Source organism: Taibaiella lutea (genome assembly GCF_008629695.1).
Lineage (GTDB): Bacteria > Bacteroidota > Bacteroidia > Chitinophagales > Chitinophagaceae > Taibaiella > Taibaiella lutea.
On sequence record NZ_VWSH01000001.1, the window covers coordinates 285988 to 303658 of the forward strand.

11 protein-coding genes are annotated in these 17671 nt (G+C 41.5%); 8 read left to right on the forward strand and 3 right to left on the reverse strand.

The genetic code is table 11. From position 1 onward, the window contains the following. Positions 1-59 precede the first annotated feature (59 nt). From F0919_RS01240 to F0919_RS01270, 7 genes are all read left to right on the forward strand, one after another. Positions 60-3275: an Ig-like domain-containing protein gene (locus F0919_RS01240; RefSeq protein ID WP_150030893.1), complete on the forward strand. Its 3216-nt coding sequence runs from the start codon at positions 60-62 to the stop codon at positions 3273-3275. Positions 3276-3499: 224 nt separating this feature from the next. Next, a complete protein-coding gene (locus tag F0919_RS01245) occupies positions 3500-6391 on the forward strand; it encodes an AsmA family protein (RefSeq protein WP_150030894.1) in 2892 nt (963 codons plus the stop codon). 716 nt (positions 6392-7107) lie between these two features. Continuing rightward, positions 7108-8463: a BamA/TamA family outer membrane protein gene (locus F0919_RS01250; RefSeq protein ID WP_150030895.1), complete on the forward strand. Its 1356-nt coding sequence runs from the start codon at positions 7108-7110 to the stop codon at positions 8461-8463. A 629-nt stretch (positions 8464-9092) separates the two neighbouring features. Next, on the forward strand, positions 9093-10181 hold the full coding sequence (locus tag F0919_RS01255) for an NADH:flavin oxidoreductase (RefSeq protein WP_150030896.1): 1089 nt from the start codon (positions 9093-9095) through the stop codon (positions 10179-10181). Positions 10182-10465: 284 nt separating this feature from the next. Then, positions 10466-10831 (forward strand): DsrE family protein, encoded by a 366-nt coding sequence (locus F0919_RS01260; protein ID WP_150030897.1) that lies wholly within the window; start codon positions 10466-10468, stop codon positions 10829-10831. Between the two features lie 124 nt (positions 10832-10955). Beyond that, entirely contained in the window at positions 10956-11414 is a 459-nt protein-coding gene (locus F0919_RS01265; protein ID WP_150030898.1) for a nucleoside deaminase, read from the forward strand. A gap of 12 nt (positions 11415-11426) precedes the next feature. Next, on the forward strand, positions 11427-12326 hold the full coding sequence (locus tag F0919_RS01270) for a helix-turn-helix domain-containing protein (RefSeq protein WP_150030899.1): 900 nt from the start codon (positions 11427-11429) through the stop codon (positions 12324-12326). Between the two features lie 231 nt (positions 12327-12557). On the opposite strand, the gene F0919_RS01275 is transcribed toward F0919_RS01270, so the two are convergent. The 3 genes from F0919_RS01275 to F0919_RS01285 form a co-directional block, all read right to left on the reverse strand. Beyond that, positions 12558-13094 carry a hypothetical protein gene (locus F0919_RS01275; RefSeq protein WP_150030900.1) on the reverse strand — a complete coding sequence of 179 codons (537 nt, stop codon included), beginning with the start codon at positions 13092-13094 and terminating at the stop codon, positions 12558-12560. 49 nt (positions 13095-13143) lie between these two features. Beyond that, positions 13144-14349, reverse strand: a complete 1206-nt coding sequence (locus F0919_RS01280; protein WP_150030901.1) for a hypothetical protein — start codon at positions 14347-14349, stop codon at positions 13144-13146. 220 nt (positions 14350-14569) lie between these two features. Beyond that, a complete protein-coding gene (locus F0919_RS01285) occupies positions 14570-16333 on the reverse strand; it encodes a tetratricopeptide repeat protein (RefSeq protein ID WP_150030902.1) in 1764 nt (587 codons plus the stop codon). A gap of 315 nt (positions 16334-16648) precedes the next feature. On the opposite strand from F0919_RS01285, the gene F0919_RS01290 reads away from it, so the two are divergent. Next, positions 16649-17578, forward strand: coding sequence for an NADP-dependent oxidoreductase (locus F0919_RS01290; RefSeq protein WP_150030903.1), 930 nt, complete (start codon positions 16649-16651; stop codon positions 17576-17578). Positions 17579-17671: the final 93 nt, after the last annotated feature.

Consider the following 17671-nt stretch of genomic DNA (forward strand, 5'->3'; position numbering starts at 1 on the left):
TTGCCTATATTAAGTTTAGCTTTGCCTGTCTTTTATCAAGAATCTAAAACCTACTATTTATGAAGCTCTGTTCCTTACTTCCTTCCCTGAAAAGACAGGGGAAAATAGGACTAATTGTTAGCCTTATATATCTCTTACCGCATACCGTATCTGCACAATGCAATACAAATTTGGCTGCTCCTGTAGACGGATCGCGCTGTGGTCCAGGACAGGTACAACTTACCGCAACTGCACCCGGTACCAATACAATCAATTGGTACCAGCAAGCTACCGGCGGCATACCCTTGGGCAGCGGCAGCCCCTTTACCACTCCTTTCGTTCCGGTAACCACAACTTTTTATGCTACGGCTGTGTCAGGAACATCGGTAGCATCCGTACAGGTAGGTTCCGGCACCGATACATTGCCAAACAGTACACCCGGCGGACCATTTACAAACTGGTACCGTAATGAAGGCACACAAATGCTGTACACGGCAAACGATATCGTAACTAATGGCGGCAATGCGGGTTTTATCAACTCTGTTGCCTTTAACTGCGTCAATATTCCGTTGCAGAACGGCAATACTACCCTTACTTCCTTTCCTAATTACAAAATCTCTGTAGCTGTCGTACCGGCTTCCGCTAATACATTAACTACCTGGGAACCCGCTTCCAGTTTTTCCGTAGTTTATACCAATTCGAGCTTTATGCCGGCATTGGGTTGGAACGTATTTACTTTCAATACCCCTATTGCCTGGAATGGTACCGACAATATTATCATCCAGATCTGTTATGATCAGACTCAACCTTCATACAGCTCCGGCGTTAATGGCGAGGACATCGGTAAACATGAATATACGAGTACACAGGATCGCATGTTGTATTTCAATGACGACAACGTAAGCACCTCCTGCGGTGAAACCGGTTATAACTCATCCGAGTATCTGCCCAATGCGAAGTTTAACCTGACTATGCCTTGTGAAGGACCACGTGTACCTGTAACGGCCGCTATCACGCCCGGACCAACCTTTACCAAATCAGCTCCTGAGGTTGTATGTAACAATGCAATAGGCGCCATTACAGTAACGAGTCCATTAAATAATTACAGCAATTACGACTGGAGTCCTGCTGCAGACCTGTATACTGATGCTGCAGCAACTGTTCCTTATGCCGGTGGTAACGCTACTACCCTTTATTTTAAATCGGCGGAAGTGGGTCAACACAGTTTCTTTATGTATGCAACCAATACAGCTGCACCAAATTGTGCTTTTGCCGATACTACAAATATTTGGGTGCAACCTGATAGTGCTTCCATCCTGGCAATTTATGACACCATCTGTATTTCAGGCACTTCAGACCTGGTGCTTATCCCGTCAACAGGTTATGCACCCGGCTCTATTCAATGGACGGAATCTTCCGACAATATAGGGTACAATGATATTAATGGCGCTACAAACACAGGTTTAACTACACCTACGTTAACAGCCGAACATTATTACAAACCCGTAATCAGTGCGACTTCCGGTATTTGCCTGGACCCGAAAAAACATATAGTGATTGCTAATCCGCAACTGTTATCTACCAAAGACAGCTTTAATTGCGGGCCCGGAACGGTAGTACTGGAAGCTGATGCTGATGCAGTATCTACCCTAAGATGGTACGATAGTCCTACCTCTACGCAAGTATTGGGCTCCGGTTCTCCGTTTACCACACCTTACCTCAGCGCTACCACACAATTTTATGTATCGGCCGGGGCCGGAGCGCCTCAACCTGATCCTACAAAGATTGGTTCAAACAGCAACACTGCTGACTGGAGCGCTATGCCTTATTACAGTGCTTACAGTTATGGCAATAAAGTTCAGTGGAAGATTTCTGCTGCCGAGATGAACACAGCCGGTTTTAATGCAGGTTATATTACTTCTGTCGGCTTTACAGTAGGAAGTTACGCAGGCGATCCTTGCGAAAACTTTACTTTGAGCATGAAGAATATACCTTCCGGCGGTCTGGGCGGCAGTTTTCAAACAGGTTTGCAGACAGTATTCAGCGTACCTTCTTATCAGCCTGTAACAGGCGGACTTAACGATCACGTGCTGCAAGTGCCTTTCTACTGGGATGGCACATCAGACATTGTACTGGAAGAATGTCACATAAATGCAAATATTTCGTACAACTATACAGAGGTGGAAGAAAGTTCCAATGCGGAAGGCATGAGCAATACTGCTTATTCATATGATGCCACCCATTGTTCCAATCCTGACCCTAACAATACTTACACTACCAGCGACAGGCCTAATATAACCATCACAATGAAACCTCCATGTGAAACACCTCGCCAGCCGGTAATTGCTTATATTCATCCTAAACCTGTAGTAGATCTTGGAACAGATATTAATATCTGCGTTGATGAACCTGCCTTTAAGGTGCTGGATGCAGGTGTACAGCCTAATGATCCTTCATTTTTGTGGGATGATAATACAACCAGCCAGATACATCTGGTAAATGAAGACGGTACTTATTATGTAAAAGTAACCAACAGCTTCGGTTGTCAGAACAGCGATACGATTCATGTACAGTTCCGCATCAATCCTGTTGTAAATCTGGGTAATGATACCAGCATCTGTAATGGAGCCACGGTTACTCTTGATGCCGGACCTCAGGGAGTGGAATACTTCTGGAACACAGGCCAGGCCACGCAAACCATTACGGTAAATTCAGCAGGACTTTACACCGTATTTGTTACGAATGACAAAGGATGTATCAAATCCGATACGATTGAAGTTGAAACGCAGGGACAACTGCCGACTATCCAGGGTATCGAGGTTAGCAATAACGGTAACCTTACATTTACATTTCATGCCGTTAATCCGCAGAATGTAATTGGTTATGACTGGGATTTTGGAGATGGCACCCAGCACAGTTACGAATCATCGCCGATACATACCTACCAACATCTTGACGATTACATGGTAACACTGAATCTGAGCAGCAGTTGTGGCTTCTCCACAGTACAATCTTCTGCACACATTGTAGGCATCAACCAGCTGAATATAAGCAATGACGAGTTGATGGTATTCCCTAATCCTTCGCGTGGTGAAGCTACTATTTTGAATAAAGGTTCGCTGAACATGAAGAAGATTCAGGTGTACAATATATTGGGACAGGTTATTTATTCTGCAAATGCCGACAGCAAAGACAAGCATAGTCTGAACCTTAACGGTTTTACCGCAGGTATCTATACTATTGAAATCTATACCGATAAAGGCAGTGTATCCAGAAAGCTGGAAATATTAAAGTAGATTTACCATAAATACTAAAACAAAATAACCGGGCTCGAAAGCCCGGTTATTTTGTTTTAAACTGGGATATTGCGCAGCCGAATCACCGCAGAATGCAAAGAATTTTACCTCTCTGGGTTTATAATCCTTTAAAATTCAGGCAAAAAGACGGTGTTAATTTCAAATAGTTGAACAGTTAGGCATGATATTTGTAGTATCCATAGTTCAATCAATGTCATTAATCTATGGAAAGGGTTAAAAAAATAGTTTTTAAGGTTTTAAAATGGTTTGGAATTTGTGTGGCGGCAATATTATTGCTGATGTTTATCATTCCGCTATTATTCCCCGGCACCATTTCTCAGCAAGTAAAGGTATTTGCCAATAAGCATCTGGCGGCGAAGCTTGATTACAAGAAAGTGCACCTGACATTCTTCCGTCATTTTCCATCCCTTACGGTATCGGTAGATGATTTATTGCTTCAAGGGTCCAGGCCCTATCAACAGGACACTTTACTGTGGGCAAAAGAAGTGGCAGCGGGCGTCAATCTCAAAAACCTGATTTTTGACGGAGTGGTTAAGATTGATGAGGTTTATGTGAGCGATGCTTATGCAAATGTTTACGTGGACAGTAAAGGGCAGGCTAATTATAATGTATTTGTTTCCGGCCCCGATAAAAGCCCCAAAGACACTACGGAGAAAGGTGCATCTATAAAGCTTGATCTCATCAAATTTAAGAACTGGCATATCAGGTACGATGATCATGCAGCTAAAATGTTTGTAGAAGCCAAAGGGCTTAATTATACAGGACAAGGTGGATTAAGCGAAGATATTTTTGATCTTGAAACCGATCTTAAAATTGACAAACTGGACTTTAGCCTTGACAGGGTTTATTATGCCCAGCAAAAATCCCTGCACGCTGACCTGATCACAAAAATCAATACCCATGCCTTGACTTTTGTACTCAAAAAGAATGAATTAAAAATCAATGATCTCCCATTAAAATTCACAGGTTTCGTAAGTATCCTCAAAGACGGGTATGATATTGACATCAAAGCCGCTTCAGAAAAAACCACGATCCGTGATATGATTTCTGTGCTGCCGCCACAGTATCTTGATTGGGCTAAGGACACCAAAATAGAAGGTAAAAGTGATTTGTTTTTCAGCCTGAAAGGAAAATACAGCGAACCTGAAAACCTGAAGCCGAGGTTTACGGCACGCCTGTTAGTTAACGACGGTGTCATTTCCAACGCGAAGGCTCCGGTGCCTATGAACAATCTCAATGTGGACCTTAACATTGATCTGCCTTCATTGGATGCGGAACAACTGACGCTGGATTTGAAAAAATTAAGCTTTGACCTGGGAAAGAACAATAATTTCAGGGCAGTTGTCAAAACAAAAGGATTAACTGAAATGGCTGTGAACGCCAATATAAAGGGTGCTGTTAATTTGCAGACACTGGATGAGGCATTAGGCTTAAAAGACCTTGATATGAAAGGCCTGATTAATACAGATATTACTGCGAATGGTATTTTTAATATGGATAAAAAACTATTTCCAAAAACCAACGGTTTTATCAACCTGAAAGAAGGCTGGTTAAAAACCAAGGTCTATCCCCACCCCATACAGCATATCAATATCACTGCTAACGTTACAGATACGGATGGCACCTTCAGTAGTCTTGGTGTGCGGCTTTCGCCTTTTAAATTTGATTTTGAAGGAAACCCCGTATACGTTGACGCAGATTTAAGGAATTTCGAAGACCTGCTTTATAAGGTGCGTGCAAAAGGCGTTTTAAATGTCGGAAGAATCTATCAGGTTTTTTCAAGAAAGGGCTTTGATGTCAGCGGAATAATTACTGCAGATCTTTCTCTGAATGGCCGCGAGAGTTATGCCACCACCGGACAATACAGCAAACTGGATAACAAAGGTACTTTGATCCTGAAAAACATAAAAGCAACAACCACTTACCTGCCTAAATCATTTTATATTAAAGAAGGTAATTTTCAGTTTGAGAACGAAAAAATGTGGTTCAGAAAGTTTTATGCTACTTACGGCAAATCCGATTTTTCGCTGAACGGCTATTTGCTGAACACCATCAATTATTTTATTGAACGTAAAGGCACGCTGCACGGTAACTTCAACCTGCATTCCGAACGCATTGTGATTGATGAATTTATGGCGCTCAAAAACGGCGATAACGATGATAAATCTTTACAGGTTGAATATGCCAAAGCAGAAAACCCCAAAAGCAGCGGTGTGGTAATTGTTCCCAAAAACCTGGATGTCGCTTTAGAAGTAGATGCAAAGAATGTATATTTTCAGGGACTGGATATCAATCAGCTTCACGGAACCGCAGCATTGCAGGGCGGCCAGATATTTTTAAAGAACACCTCATTTGACATTATCGGAAGCAGGATGAATATTGATGCCCGCTATCAGGATGAATCGCCCTTAACTGCCAACTTTGATGTTGCGCTTAAAGTATTGGACTTTAATGTGCAAAGAGCCTACAAAGAAATCGACATGGTGCGCGAGATGGCTACCAATGCAAAAGATGTAAGCGGTATCGTATCGTTGGATTACAAGCTAAAAGGCGATTTTGATAAAAATATGAATCCTATTTATCCTTCTTTGGAAGGCGGCGGTGTAGTAAACTTAAGAGATGTAGCGGTAAAAAAAATAAAAATGCTTTCGGTAATCGGCGATAACGTAGGCGCTGATGCCTTCGACAATCCTGACATGAAAGGTGTCAATATCGTAACACACATCAAGGACAACCTGATCCACATCGAAGAATTTAAATTTAAAGTTTCTATTCTAAGGCCGGCAGTCAGCGGAACAACAAGTTTTAATGGTTTATTGGATATTCTTGTAAAGATAGGCCTGCCTCCGGGCGGTTGGATAAGCGTGCCTGTTGCAGTAACAGGTACAGAGGAAAAACCAAAAATCAAATTCTTTACCAGCAAAGGCCAGGGAATTTTAACGGCTGTTTACAACAGAAGAATAAATAAGGTAATAAGGGAAGAAAAACGTGATGTAAAAAAATCGGGAAGCGAGCAACGCAAGGAGAAAGAAGTACAGGAAAAGAAAGCAAAAAATGCAGAGAAGCAAATAGATAAAGACATTAAAAAAGATTGATCCGGAAATTCCGGTTAGTATAAGGCCGTTATTTACCCGCATTTTATCAAAAGAGCATATCCTTTACCGGATATGCTCTTTCAGGGTTGAAATGAATTTATCCTTTCAAAACTTAATAATGCAATGCAACGTATATGGAATAATAATGCAAAACATTTCTTTAAATTCTCTTGAATAATTCTTAAAATCCGTAGTTAAGCTTAATTTATTTAAACGCAATTATATATATTAGCCGAAATGCTTGAAGACTATTTATTACTAAAATTTCATAGACAATTATTACTGGATTGTCGGATAACCGGGATAAAGCTGAAGATTTCGGTATGTTCCGGAAGGCCGTACTTGTATGAAATCATTAAAAAAAGAAATGAATTACTAAGGCGCAACCTCATGTTGAAATCAATATTGAACATGTCAGTCGTCAATTAAAAAAAGAAACACCTCTTTCGGGCCAAAGATGCGATGCAGATGTTGGTCATTATGTCAACATGCATTGCCTTCCAATTTCAAAGTTATTTCGATATACTTCTCCTGAACCCGCTCATCAATTTCAGGTTGCAATTATAAAGAGTTTCAAAACCGGTGCATTTCGGAAACAACAGCTTATTTCCTTAAAAATGAACAATTTAGCCAAAGAATCATTATGTTCTGTTAAGTAGTCCTCTTCTCCGGAATTTAGTTAATAAGGGAGAATAAAAGAACAGTACAATATAATTATGATTGGGAAAAGGTCGTTTGGCAAGGATAACATACAGCTCTCACAAATTCTTAAAGGAATTATCATAGGGTGTATTTTCATCGGATTTCATAATAAAGCATGGTGTCAGGTAAAAGTTACAGCCGATACAAGGGAAACAGATTCTATTTTAGATAATTCAATAAAAGTCCGGCCGGAGCAGGTCGACCCTTCTAATGAATATGATCTGGGTAATCTGATCGGAGACATATTGCATCCTAACAAAAAGCCCGATTCCGTAAGCAAAAAATCCTCCGGCATTGTTATTATTCCAAACATTGCCGCCAATCCCAGCATAGGCGCACAGATAGGTATTAAAGCGGTAGCAGGCCGGAAGTTAGGCAATGACCCCAACACACTTTTATCCATCGCCGCCACCTCTGCTTCCATCACCACAAAAGGCATCCTTTATTTTTACATCAATCACAACATATACACCGCAGGCAATAAATGGAACTTACAGGGCAACCTTGTTGCAGCCAAAAGCGTAACACCCGATCATGGAATGGGTATAGGGCAGCCCAATGCCGGAAGCGAAACCCAGCAGGCATTAGCCAATCCGGAACGTAAAGGACGTGCGCTGCATTCACAATATTATAATTTCCGCGAAAAGATATATAAGGAAGTAAATAAAGGATTGTTTGTCGGCGCAGGTGTTTCATTTGACATCAGAAGAAAAATAACACAGAATGACACATCCGACCATTTGACACCCTTTAATATTTACAGTGACGAACATGGATTTTCAAGAGATCATTATATGGCTAACGGCCTCTTGTTTGATGTTCAATACACCACGCGCGATAATCAAAACCGTGCCTATAAAGGCATTTATGCAAATGCCGGATTCCGCTTTAATCAGACATGGATGGGCAGCAGCAAAAACGCTGTACAATTTACCACCGACTTCAGAAAATACTTTAGCCTCTCCCGGTTACACCCCGAACATGTTATTGCTTTATGGAACTGGGGGTCTTACATATTAAGTGGCGCTGTTCCTTACCTCGAGCTGCCCGGAACAGCAAAAGATCCGGGCTCCCGCAGTGGCAGGGGATATTCGGTAGGTTATTTTAAAGGTACCCAATATAATTATTCAGAAATAGAATACCGCTTCCCGATCTTAAACAATCATTTTATCAGCGGCGTAGCCTTCATGAACCTTCAAACCGCCAACGATGAGTCCGGTACCAAATTGTTTCAGGTATGGCAACCCGGCTATGGCGCAGGATTACGTGTACTGCTTAACAAAGCTACCCGCACCAATTTATGCCTGGATTACGCTTTCGGAAAGTTTGGTTGCAAAGGATTCTTTCTGGGGTTAAATGAAACCTTTTAGCCGCCCGGGCGCTGTATGCCGGAAGTATGTCTCTTATAAAGGGACGAAAAAACGAATCCTGACAATACAAGTTTACAGAAAAACAGAAAAAATTAACTGCAACGATAAGCTGCTTATGGAAGGACGTAAAAAATTAACCCCGACGTTAAGCCTCTTACGGAGGGACAGAAAAAATTAACTACGACGTTAATCTACTTACGTAAGGACGTAAAAAATTAACCACGACGATAAGCCGCTTATGGAGGGATAGAAAAAATTAACTACGACGTTAAGCTGCTTATGTAGGGACAGAAAAAATTAACCACGACGATAAGCTGCTTATAGAGGGACAGAAAATATTAACTACGACGTTAATATTTTTACTGAATTGAAGAAAAAATTAACTAAAACGATAATTCTATTATTGAGAGACGGAAAAGATTAATCTCGACGATAAGCCCGGTAAAACACAATGCTTTACCGGGCTTTGTATTTAAAATACTTAACCGAATTGTCTGTAAGGGATTTATACCCCGCAATACAAAACATCCATCATAAAGTCAAAATCATCCATTTTCCACGAACGATTGCCATTCCATCTTTGCAATCGACAATAATTTACAAATAATATCATCAAAGTTTAGATAAAGATGGATGTTGATAATCTATTCAAGCCGCTTACCCTGCTGCATGGCCCAGCAATGAAAAATCGTTTTATGATGGCGCCGCTGACCAGTCAGCAAAGTGAACATGACGGCACTGCCTCTGAATTCGACCAGCAATGGATCGAACAGCTTGCGCAAAGCGGCTATGCATTAATCCAGACTGGTGCCGCTACCGTAGAAGCAGGCGGCATTGCCTTTGAGCGCCAGATGGGCATCCACAGCGACGATCATCTGCCGGGGCTGACAAAAATGGCAACCGCTATACGTAAAGAGGGTGTGCTATCAGCAGTGCAATTACATCACGCCGGACACCGCGCCAAGTCATTAATCGGGGGAATACCTGCCCCTGCCTCGGGCAACACGGTGCCGGGTATTGAAGCAATCACAACAGAAGAAGTCGGGCGTATTCGCGACAGCTTCATTGCAGCTGCAAAGAGAGCCCAAATAGCCGGGTTCAATGGCGTTTCAGTGCATGGGGCCTTTGGATGGATTCTTTCTGAATTCATGTCTCCGCATTTGAACGACCGTAAAGATAAATATGGCGGCAATCTGGAAAACCGCGCCCGCTTCACCATTGAAGTCATCGAAGGAATCCGGCAGGCTTGCGGCCCTGATTTTCAAATCGGATGGCGCTTGTCAATCGAACGCTATGGATTGCGTTTGGAAGAGATGCGTGAAATCACGGCCCATATATTTGATCGCGAACTGATCGATTATCTGGATCTGGCTTTGTGGGATTCTGCACAAACAGTGAGAGAGGGAACATATCAGGGAAAGACCATGCTCAGCATCTTCACCGGACTCCCGCGAAAAGGCGTACGTCTTGGTGCAGCCGGAAAAATTATGAGTGCGCAACGTGCTGCAACACTACTGGAGGAGGGCTGTGATTTTGTACTGATCGCACGTGCAGGCATTCTTCAACGGGACTTCCCGTTGAAGGTAAAGGCAAACCCGATGTTCGATAGTACAACGCTTCCTGTAACGGCCGAATACCTGCGCAGGGGCGGACTGAGCGAACGCTTTATCCATACGATGCGTGGATGGCAGACCTTTGTAAAAGCAGGCTCCTTATAGGTTTCTCCTCAATGCCATTGACTTAATGATTGACTGTGTTTAAGACTTGTTTTCTATTTAGCCTTTCAACACAATTTCATCCAACTGATTTGCCTATGTACCTATGTAGTTAAAATAAAATGCAATGCTTTTAATGAACGAAGCGGAACTCTTTATATAGTTCCGCTTCGTTCGTTTGTGTGCTTTCCCGGGTTACTAAAAAAATCCTCCATTAGATTGTAAGAATCCTCCATTCTTTACCAGCCAGTCCCGCCGCACCTTTGCATTGTAAATAAATTATTGATATGAACAAGACAGCAATTATCATTCTTTCCGATCCGAAAAACGGTTCAGAAGAAGCATTAGGACGCGTATTCAACGCATTAGCATCGGCCTACGAGTTTAAACACGCAGGTGAAGATGTAAAGATCATTTTTCAGGGCACAGGCATCAGATGGCCGGAACAGCTGGATCAACCGGAACACCCCGTCCATGGGCTCTATCAGGAAGTGAAAGATCATGTTCACGGTCTTTCTCAAGGCTGCGTTGCGGTCTTTGGTACAGAAGTTTCGGGTTATGATTTATTGAACGACAATGCGGTTCCCGGAACTGCAGGTTTGCCGAGTTTACTTAACCTCAGAAATGAAGGTTATGCTATTCTGATTTTTTAATCCACTATTTGCAACTGTCCTCAGTTTAGCTGAGGACAGTTTTGTTATCTTGAAATCGTGAAAAATGATCCATTATTATTTGAGTAACTTAGTAACCTCGCTACCGAAACTGAATTAAAAAGCTATGAAAGATCACTATAAAATTTATATGCACCAATGTCTTGACCTTGCCCGGATTGCCCTTGAAACGGGCAACCCGCCTGTAGGCGCATTGATTGTGTTTGAAGGCAAAGTGATTGGCAAAGGAATTGAGTCGGGGAAATCAACGGGAGATATCACTAATCATGCTGAAATACTTGCTATCCGGGATGCTATAGCAAATGGTTACAAGGATATGCTGCAAGCCGCAATTATGTACACTACACACGAACCCTGTATCATGTGTTCCTATCTCATCCGCCACCATAAGATACCTGAAATTGTTTATGGTCTGGCTGTTCCGATGCTTGGGGGCGCCACCTCGCAGTTTGCTGTTCTTTCTGCATCCGATATACCCAAATGGGGCAAGCCTCCCGCAGTGACAGGCGGCATCTGTTTAGAAGAATGCAATGTTTTAAATGAGGCGTTTCAGAAGCAATTATAAAAAATCTTAGCAATGTTAGCTCAATCGGTATATACGCTGGTGAACCGGCATAACGGAAACCTTTCCTTCAAAGTGTTTGAATTTGATAACAACAGTTATTTCGATCATATTCAGCGTAATAATTACTTTACGCTGATCATTATTAATTCGGGGGAAGGGGTTGCTACGGTAGATTTATCAGAATATTCTTTTCAGGAGAATACGCTGTTTGCTTTTTATCCTTATCAGCCATTCATGCTGCAATCCAAAGGACCTCTGATTGGCGTTGCTATTATGTTTCATCACGACTTCTTTTGCATATACAGGCACCATAAAGAAATTGCGGCTAACGGAATCCTATTCAATAATATTTATCAGCGGCCTTTTATCTACCTCGAAGAAGATTCCAGAAAAACCCTGTTGAATTTTGTAAATGAAATAGTTGGTGAACTTAAGACGGAAGGACTGAGAAGGGATGAAGTAATTGTTTCCTATTTGAAAATATTTTTGGTGCTGGCTACCAGAATAAAGCTGGAACAACAGACTGTCCAATTGGCCGGCGACCCGGCCGGAAAACAACTGCTGGTTATACAGAACTTGCGCAATGCCATTGAGGAAAACTTCAGGACTATGCATTCTGCAAGCGATTATGCCGGAATGCTTCATCTGACTCCGAATTCTCTTGCGCGCATTACAAAAACGCATTTTAATAAAACCTTGTCTGACCTGATTGCCGACAGAATTATTATTGAAGCAAAAAGGGAACTTTATCTGACTGAAAAAACCATAAAAGAAATTGCCTACGAACTCGGCTATGACGATGAATATTATTTCAGCAGGTTCTTTAAAAGCAAGACTGATATATCGCCGCAGGCATACCGTGATACAGTCGGTTTTAACAGGGGTGCTGCCGGTGTAGTTTGTGCAATTTAATCAATAAGAAATCGTAAGCTATCTGACAGAAAATAAATACTTGACTAAAAAAGAAAATCCCCTGATTATCAGGGGATTTTTCTTTTTACAGTGATTCCGCCGGTACAAAACGCGAACCAATTGATCAATGATTAAAGCTTTTGAGCGTTGTTTACATTATGGTGCCAATGAGCTTCTTAAAGATTGATGTATATACCACCATCCTGACAGATGGGATATTGTTATTGCATGTTATGCTGATACAGTGCCTTTCAAGGCATTCACATTTATCTTTGCAATATAAGAGAGATTTTGTCGGCCTGTCAAAGTGGTTCCGCTACCTAACTGGCTTTTTTCGGATTGAAGTTGTGAGTCCAAAGCATTGAACAATAAACTACCTATATCTTGCGGAGTAGTGCTGCTCGGATCTACCTTAATGGGACCGGAAGTAATATTGAGCGAGGTATCGTCATAAAATTGGAGCGATGCCTCCACAAAATTGATGGCTGGCGCATCGTTTTTCACCTTAAGGAAACCAACGATAAGGATAATATGGTCATCACCCGCTCCATTTGCAAAGTCTATCTTACACGAAACGATCATGCCAAGATCAGTTGGCATTTTTGAGGATTCGGGACTCCAGCTGCGCCAGTTTGTACCGTTATAAGAGTAATCAAGTTCCTGGTTGAGGCTTCCTGAAGTTTGTTTCCACTGCTTCCAGCTGCCTGAAACGGCAACGCCGGAAGTTTTTCCCAGCTGGCTGGCAAAAGTGTCTCTTGAAAAGTTCATAATATTCAGTAATTAAATTGTTTTGGAAGAAATAAATTAAATACGTTTTTTATTTTGTCTTAATGCTGGCAAAACCGCGGCATAGCGTATGCAGGCAAACAGCCAGCATATAAGAGCGGCCATCATTTACCAGAGATTTTTTATAAAGCAGTTTTGTGACATCATTAAAAACTTTACAGAAGGTATCAAAGGCAACAATGAAATCTTCTGCAGCTTCTTCTGAAATCCCTACAGTTTCCAACGCGCCTAATGCGCCCAATAATTCTGCAGTTTTATCCACAGCCTTTACAAATGTGTCCGAAATTTGAAAAGCCCCGTCGCCTTGTTTATAGGAATAGTTAACTCCGTTAAGGCTTCCGTCGGCATTGACTGTAATATCAAGCCATACTTTATCGTTTGTGCCTCCGGTGATACAATAATCTATACGAAAAGAAACAGTGTAAGTACTTTCGTCATACGATTCATTTATCCTGCGCACGTCATAGCCACAATCCTGTGTTATATAGGTAACATAGGAGCCACTTGTGTCACTGTATGACGTATAGTCGGGGAATAAAAGGTAAAACGCTTGCAGGTCAAAAGACATATCCCAACAAGCAGGTTTTGAAGTGAATATCTTCATACTACTAATCTGGTTTTTCCAGTCTCCTAAACCGGACGGGCGCGAGTTTCCTCCAAGCTCGGAGCGGTAGTTACCAGGTGAAAGCTTCATCCAATCACCCTGATAGTTTGCATCGCTCCAGACTTCCATCCAAACCGACGAACCGGTGGCAATAGAATCGATGGCATCGTTCATATCACTTCCTGAATTGGTAGGCCAGTCCATTTCACTTAAATCGTCGTGGCTCGATGCCCCTGAAAATACTTTTGTATCATCGTAAAAATTTGCAGAGGAGCAAGCCAGCAAATCCATAGAACCAAGATAAGACAAGTCTACCGGAGGCTTAGAGCTTGAATTCCACCAGGAGGGTTCTCTGCCGAACATCATAAAAGACATGATGGCATTTTTCCAGTCATGCTTATCGCTTCCCCTTTGTGTATCGTTAAGATCACTATTGCTGGCAGGGTTGCTACCTCCTATCTTCATGTAATTGCCTGTACAATTTTGACCATCCCATACAACTACCCAGGTATTCCAATCCGTCTTCATGGAATCCCAAGCCGGAGAAGTGATATAGGTCCTCCTTTGTGTTCCTTCAAATGTGTCGGACAAACCACCATAATTGTTGTTGTTCCAGAATTCCACTTTTGCCATAATATTTAATTTAGCGTTTAGATTGATGCCTACTCTTAAAACACAGTTTTTCGGCTTCCACTGTCAATAACCGGCATTAGGTTAAAGCCGGTCCGACAAAGATGTTGACAGGGAGGGAAGAAAAGCAAAAAATGCCGTTGCAAAAGCATGACACAGCCGTTGCAAAAACGCAACACTAATCTAAAGACTTAATAATGATTATGCTACGTGTGGATTTGTGTTATATAGTATCAATAATAGCTTCCAGAGCCTCCTCATCGGAAAGGTTTAGTTTTTTACGGAGACGGTGCCTGTAGGTACGAAGCGAGTCAGGCTGGACGCCCATTAGCGAAGCCATTTCCCGATTGTTGAGCTTTAGTTTGCACATCACCACAAAACGGGTTTCAGCAGGGCTCAGCCCGGGAATTTTTTCTTTTAAGCGCAATAGAAACCCTTTGTGTACCCTATTGAACAACTGTTTGAATTCATCCCATTGTTCTTCAGTGAGTATAGTGGACTGATAAAGGCGGGTAAGGATCTCATTCTCATCGCTGACGGAGAGCGTGTCATCCAGGCGGTTCTTCAGGTATTGGATTTGTTCCTCTGTGCGTTCTATAATGACATTTTTCTCCAATAGGTGCCGCGTAAAAATATTTAACTGCTCGGTTGTACTTTTCAGCTCTTGTTCCGCAAGTGCCTTTTCTAAGGCCAGCTTATTTTGGCGGATCGTATGTTTAAGCCGCATCCTGTTCCATAATAACACCCCTATGACCAGTAAGCCACAGAAAAATATGATGGAGCTGTTCCGAACCAATATCAGCATTTTCCTGTTGGCATAAAGTTCCTTTAATGCATTAAAATGCTTTTGAGCCTCAGCTTTTTGCCTTGCATTATTCAACAACAACTTATTATCGCGGCGAACAACGCTGTCTTTATAGTATGCTGCCGAATCACTGTATAAATAAGAAACCTGGTATTGTTTTTCTTTAAAATTTAATATAGCCATGGCGTGATATAACATGCCTTTATACTTGAGTGTATCAAGGGTATTTTTTATATTTTTAGCAGCCATAGATATATATTCCTCTGCATTTGCAGCCTGGTTTTGCAAAAGGTATATCTCTGCCAGAATGAGCGCTGAATTCACCCAACTGTCATTGAACTGATGCTGCACTGTGGCGCCCGTTTTTACCTCTTGTTCCAGCAAGGGAATTGCCAGATTGTATTTCTTTTGCAGATAATAGATGATGCCGATATTGCCCTGTGCAATGCCTTCCCAATTTGTATCGTTTGCACTTTTTGCCATTTGGGCAACTTTCCGAAAACAATACAAAGCGGAATCGTATCGTGCCTCGTTGCGGTAAATGAGTCCTAAAGTATTCTTATTGTTGAAGTTGGTCCGGTAAAGGCTGTTGGAAATAGTAGGTGGCAGGCTGTCGGCATCAAGCAATAAAGCCTTTGCCGATGGGGCATCGCCAAAGTTATAATAGCGGTTGGCGATAAAAACGAGAAATTCTTTTTTCCTTGGAAAGCTGGCCGCAGGAAGTTTGCCCAGCGTGTCGCATACACGGATATAATTTTCAAATGCCGCCAGGTAATCCCTTTTGCGGTAAAAGTTGTTAGCAAGGTCAAAACTGGCACAGATGTCGTACTCCGGTAATTTATTTTTTTGAGCCCATCTGCGCAATTCGATCAATTGGGAAATAGTGCTGTCTATATTGGTAAGTTCTTTAAAGTCAAAGTAATGCAAATGCATTAGTTTCATCTCACAATAAAGGCCGTTATCGCCATTTGCAAGTGCCTTTTCTTCTATCGCCGTCATAAACTTTATGGCGCTTGAATAAGGCATCTTAAGTATCTCTGGAAAGGCAAGGCTATCCGTAAGCAATACCCTTTCAGGATAGGATTTGTGCAATAAATATTCAAAATGGGACCGGGAGGCTTGGGAGAAAAATGGGGTCAGGCAAAGAGTTAGCAATACCCAGCATTTTATCACTTGCAACATAAAGATTAGACGTTTTAGCAACGAAACTCTGAAAGAATATTCATAAAAATGAAATTATAATAAAAAAAACTTCATTTTAATTTGTAAGTTTTATACTTATACTTTTTTATATGTTAGCCAACAGCGTAAATAAACAAATATTCCGCTGCGAAAAATAGCTGCGACTAGGTGTTTTTAGAATATAGCGCGGCAATTAAGTGGTATTGTTACAGGTTCGATTGCTTACGAAATTGGCAACATTGGTCCGAAAGTGATTCAGATTGATTAAACTCATTGCCATAAACTTTGTTAGATCAACGGCTAAATAATCTAACTATGAAAGCAATAAGAATTCACGAATTCGGTAAAATTGAAAACTTGAAATTTGAGGACATTGATATTCCGCAATATAATGACGATCAAGTTTTGATACGCGTTTATGCCAGTGCAGTTAATCCGGTTGACCAAAAAATCATATCCGGGGAAGCGCAAGCGAAATTCCCCAACAATCTGCCACTAACAATCGGTTGGGATGTATCTGGTGTTATCGAGCAGGTAGGTAACAATGTAAAAGATTTCAACATCGGTGATGAGGTTTTCGGACGGCCATTCCCAACTCAAAATGGCACATTTGCAGAATATCTTGCAGTTAAAGCAAATGAGATAGCGCTAAAGCCTAAAGGAATCGATCATCTTAAAGCCGCGGCTATACCATTGGCAGGGCAGACTGCCTGGCAGGGGCTTTTTAAATTTGGTAAGCTTGAAAAAGGACAAAAAGTTCTCATTCATGCAGCTTCCGGTGGAGTTGGAAGCTTTGCTGTTCAATTCGCGAAATGGAAAGGCGCTTATGTAATAGGTACTGCTTCAGCCGAAAATCTCGCCTTTATCAAACAACTTGGTGTAGATGAAGCCATTGATTATAACTCTGAAGACTTTACAGAAAAGGTAAATGACATTGACCTGGTATTTGATTTAATAGGAAAAGATACCCAACAACGTTCTTTGGAAGTTATAAAGTCAGGTGGGCGCATTATAACCACCGTTATGCCCGAATTTATAGAAGAGGCTAAGCAAAAAAATATCCAGTTAGAAGGCTTTACTGCACAATCGTATCCTGAGGAATTAAAACAAATTGGCGCTCTTGTTGAACAAGGTATAATAGAGCCGATTGTTTCGGCGGTATATAATCTTGAGGAAGCTGAAAAAGCAGAACAACTTAGTTCCCAAAAACACACGCGTGGGAAAATTGTAATTAAAGTAGTTTAAATAAGTACCAATAACTGTAAGAATTATTTATCTGACAGAAAGTTTCTTAGAAAGAAAAAAGGACAAGTTAGAGAAATCTAAACTTGTCCTTTT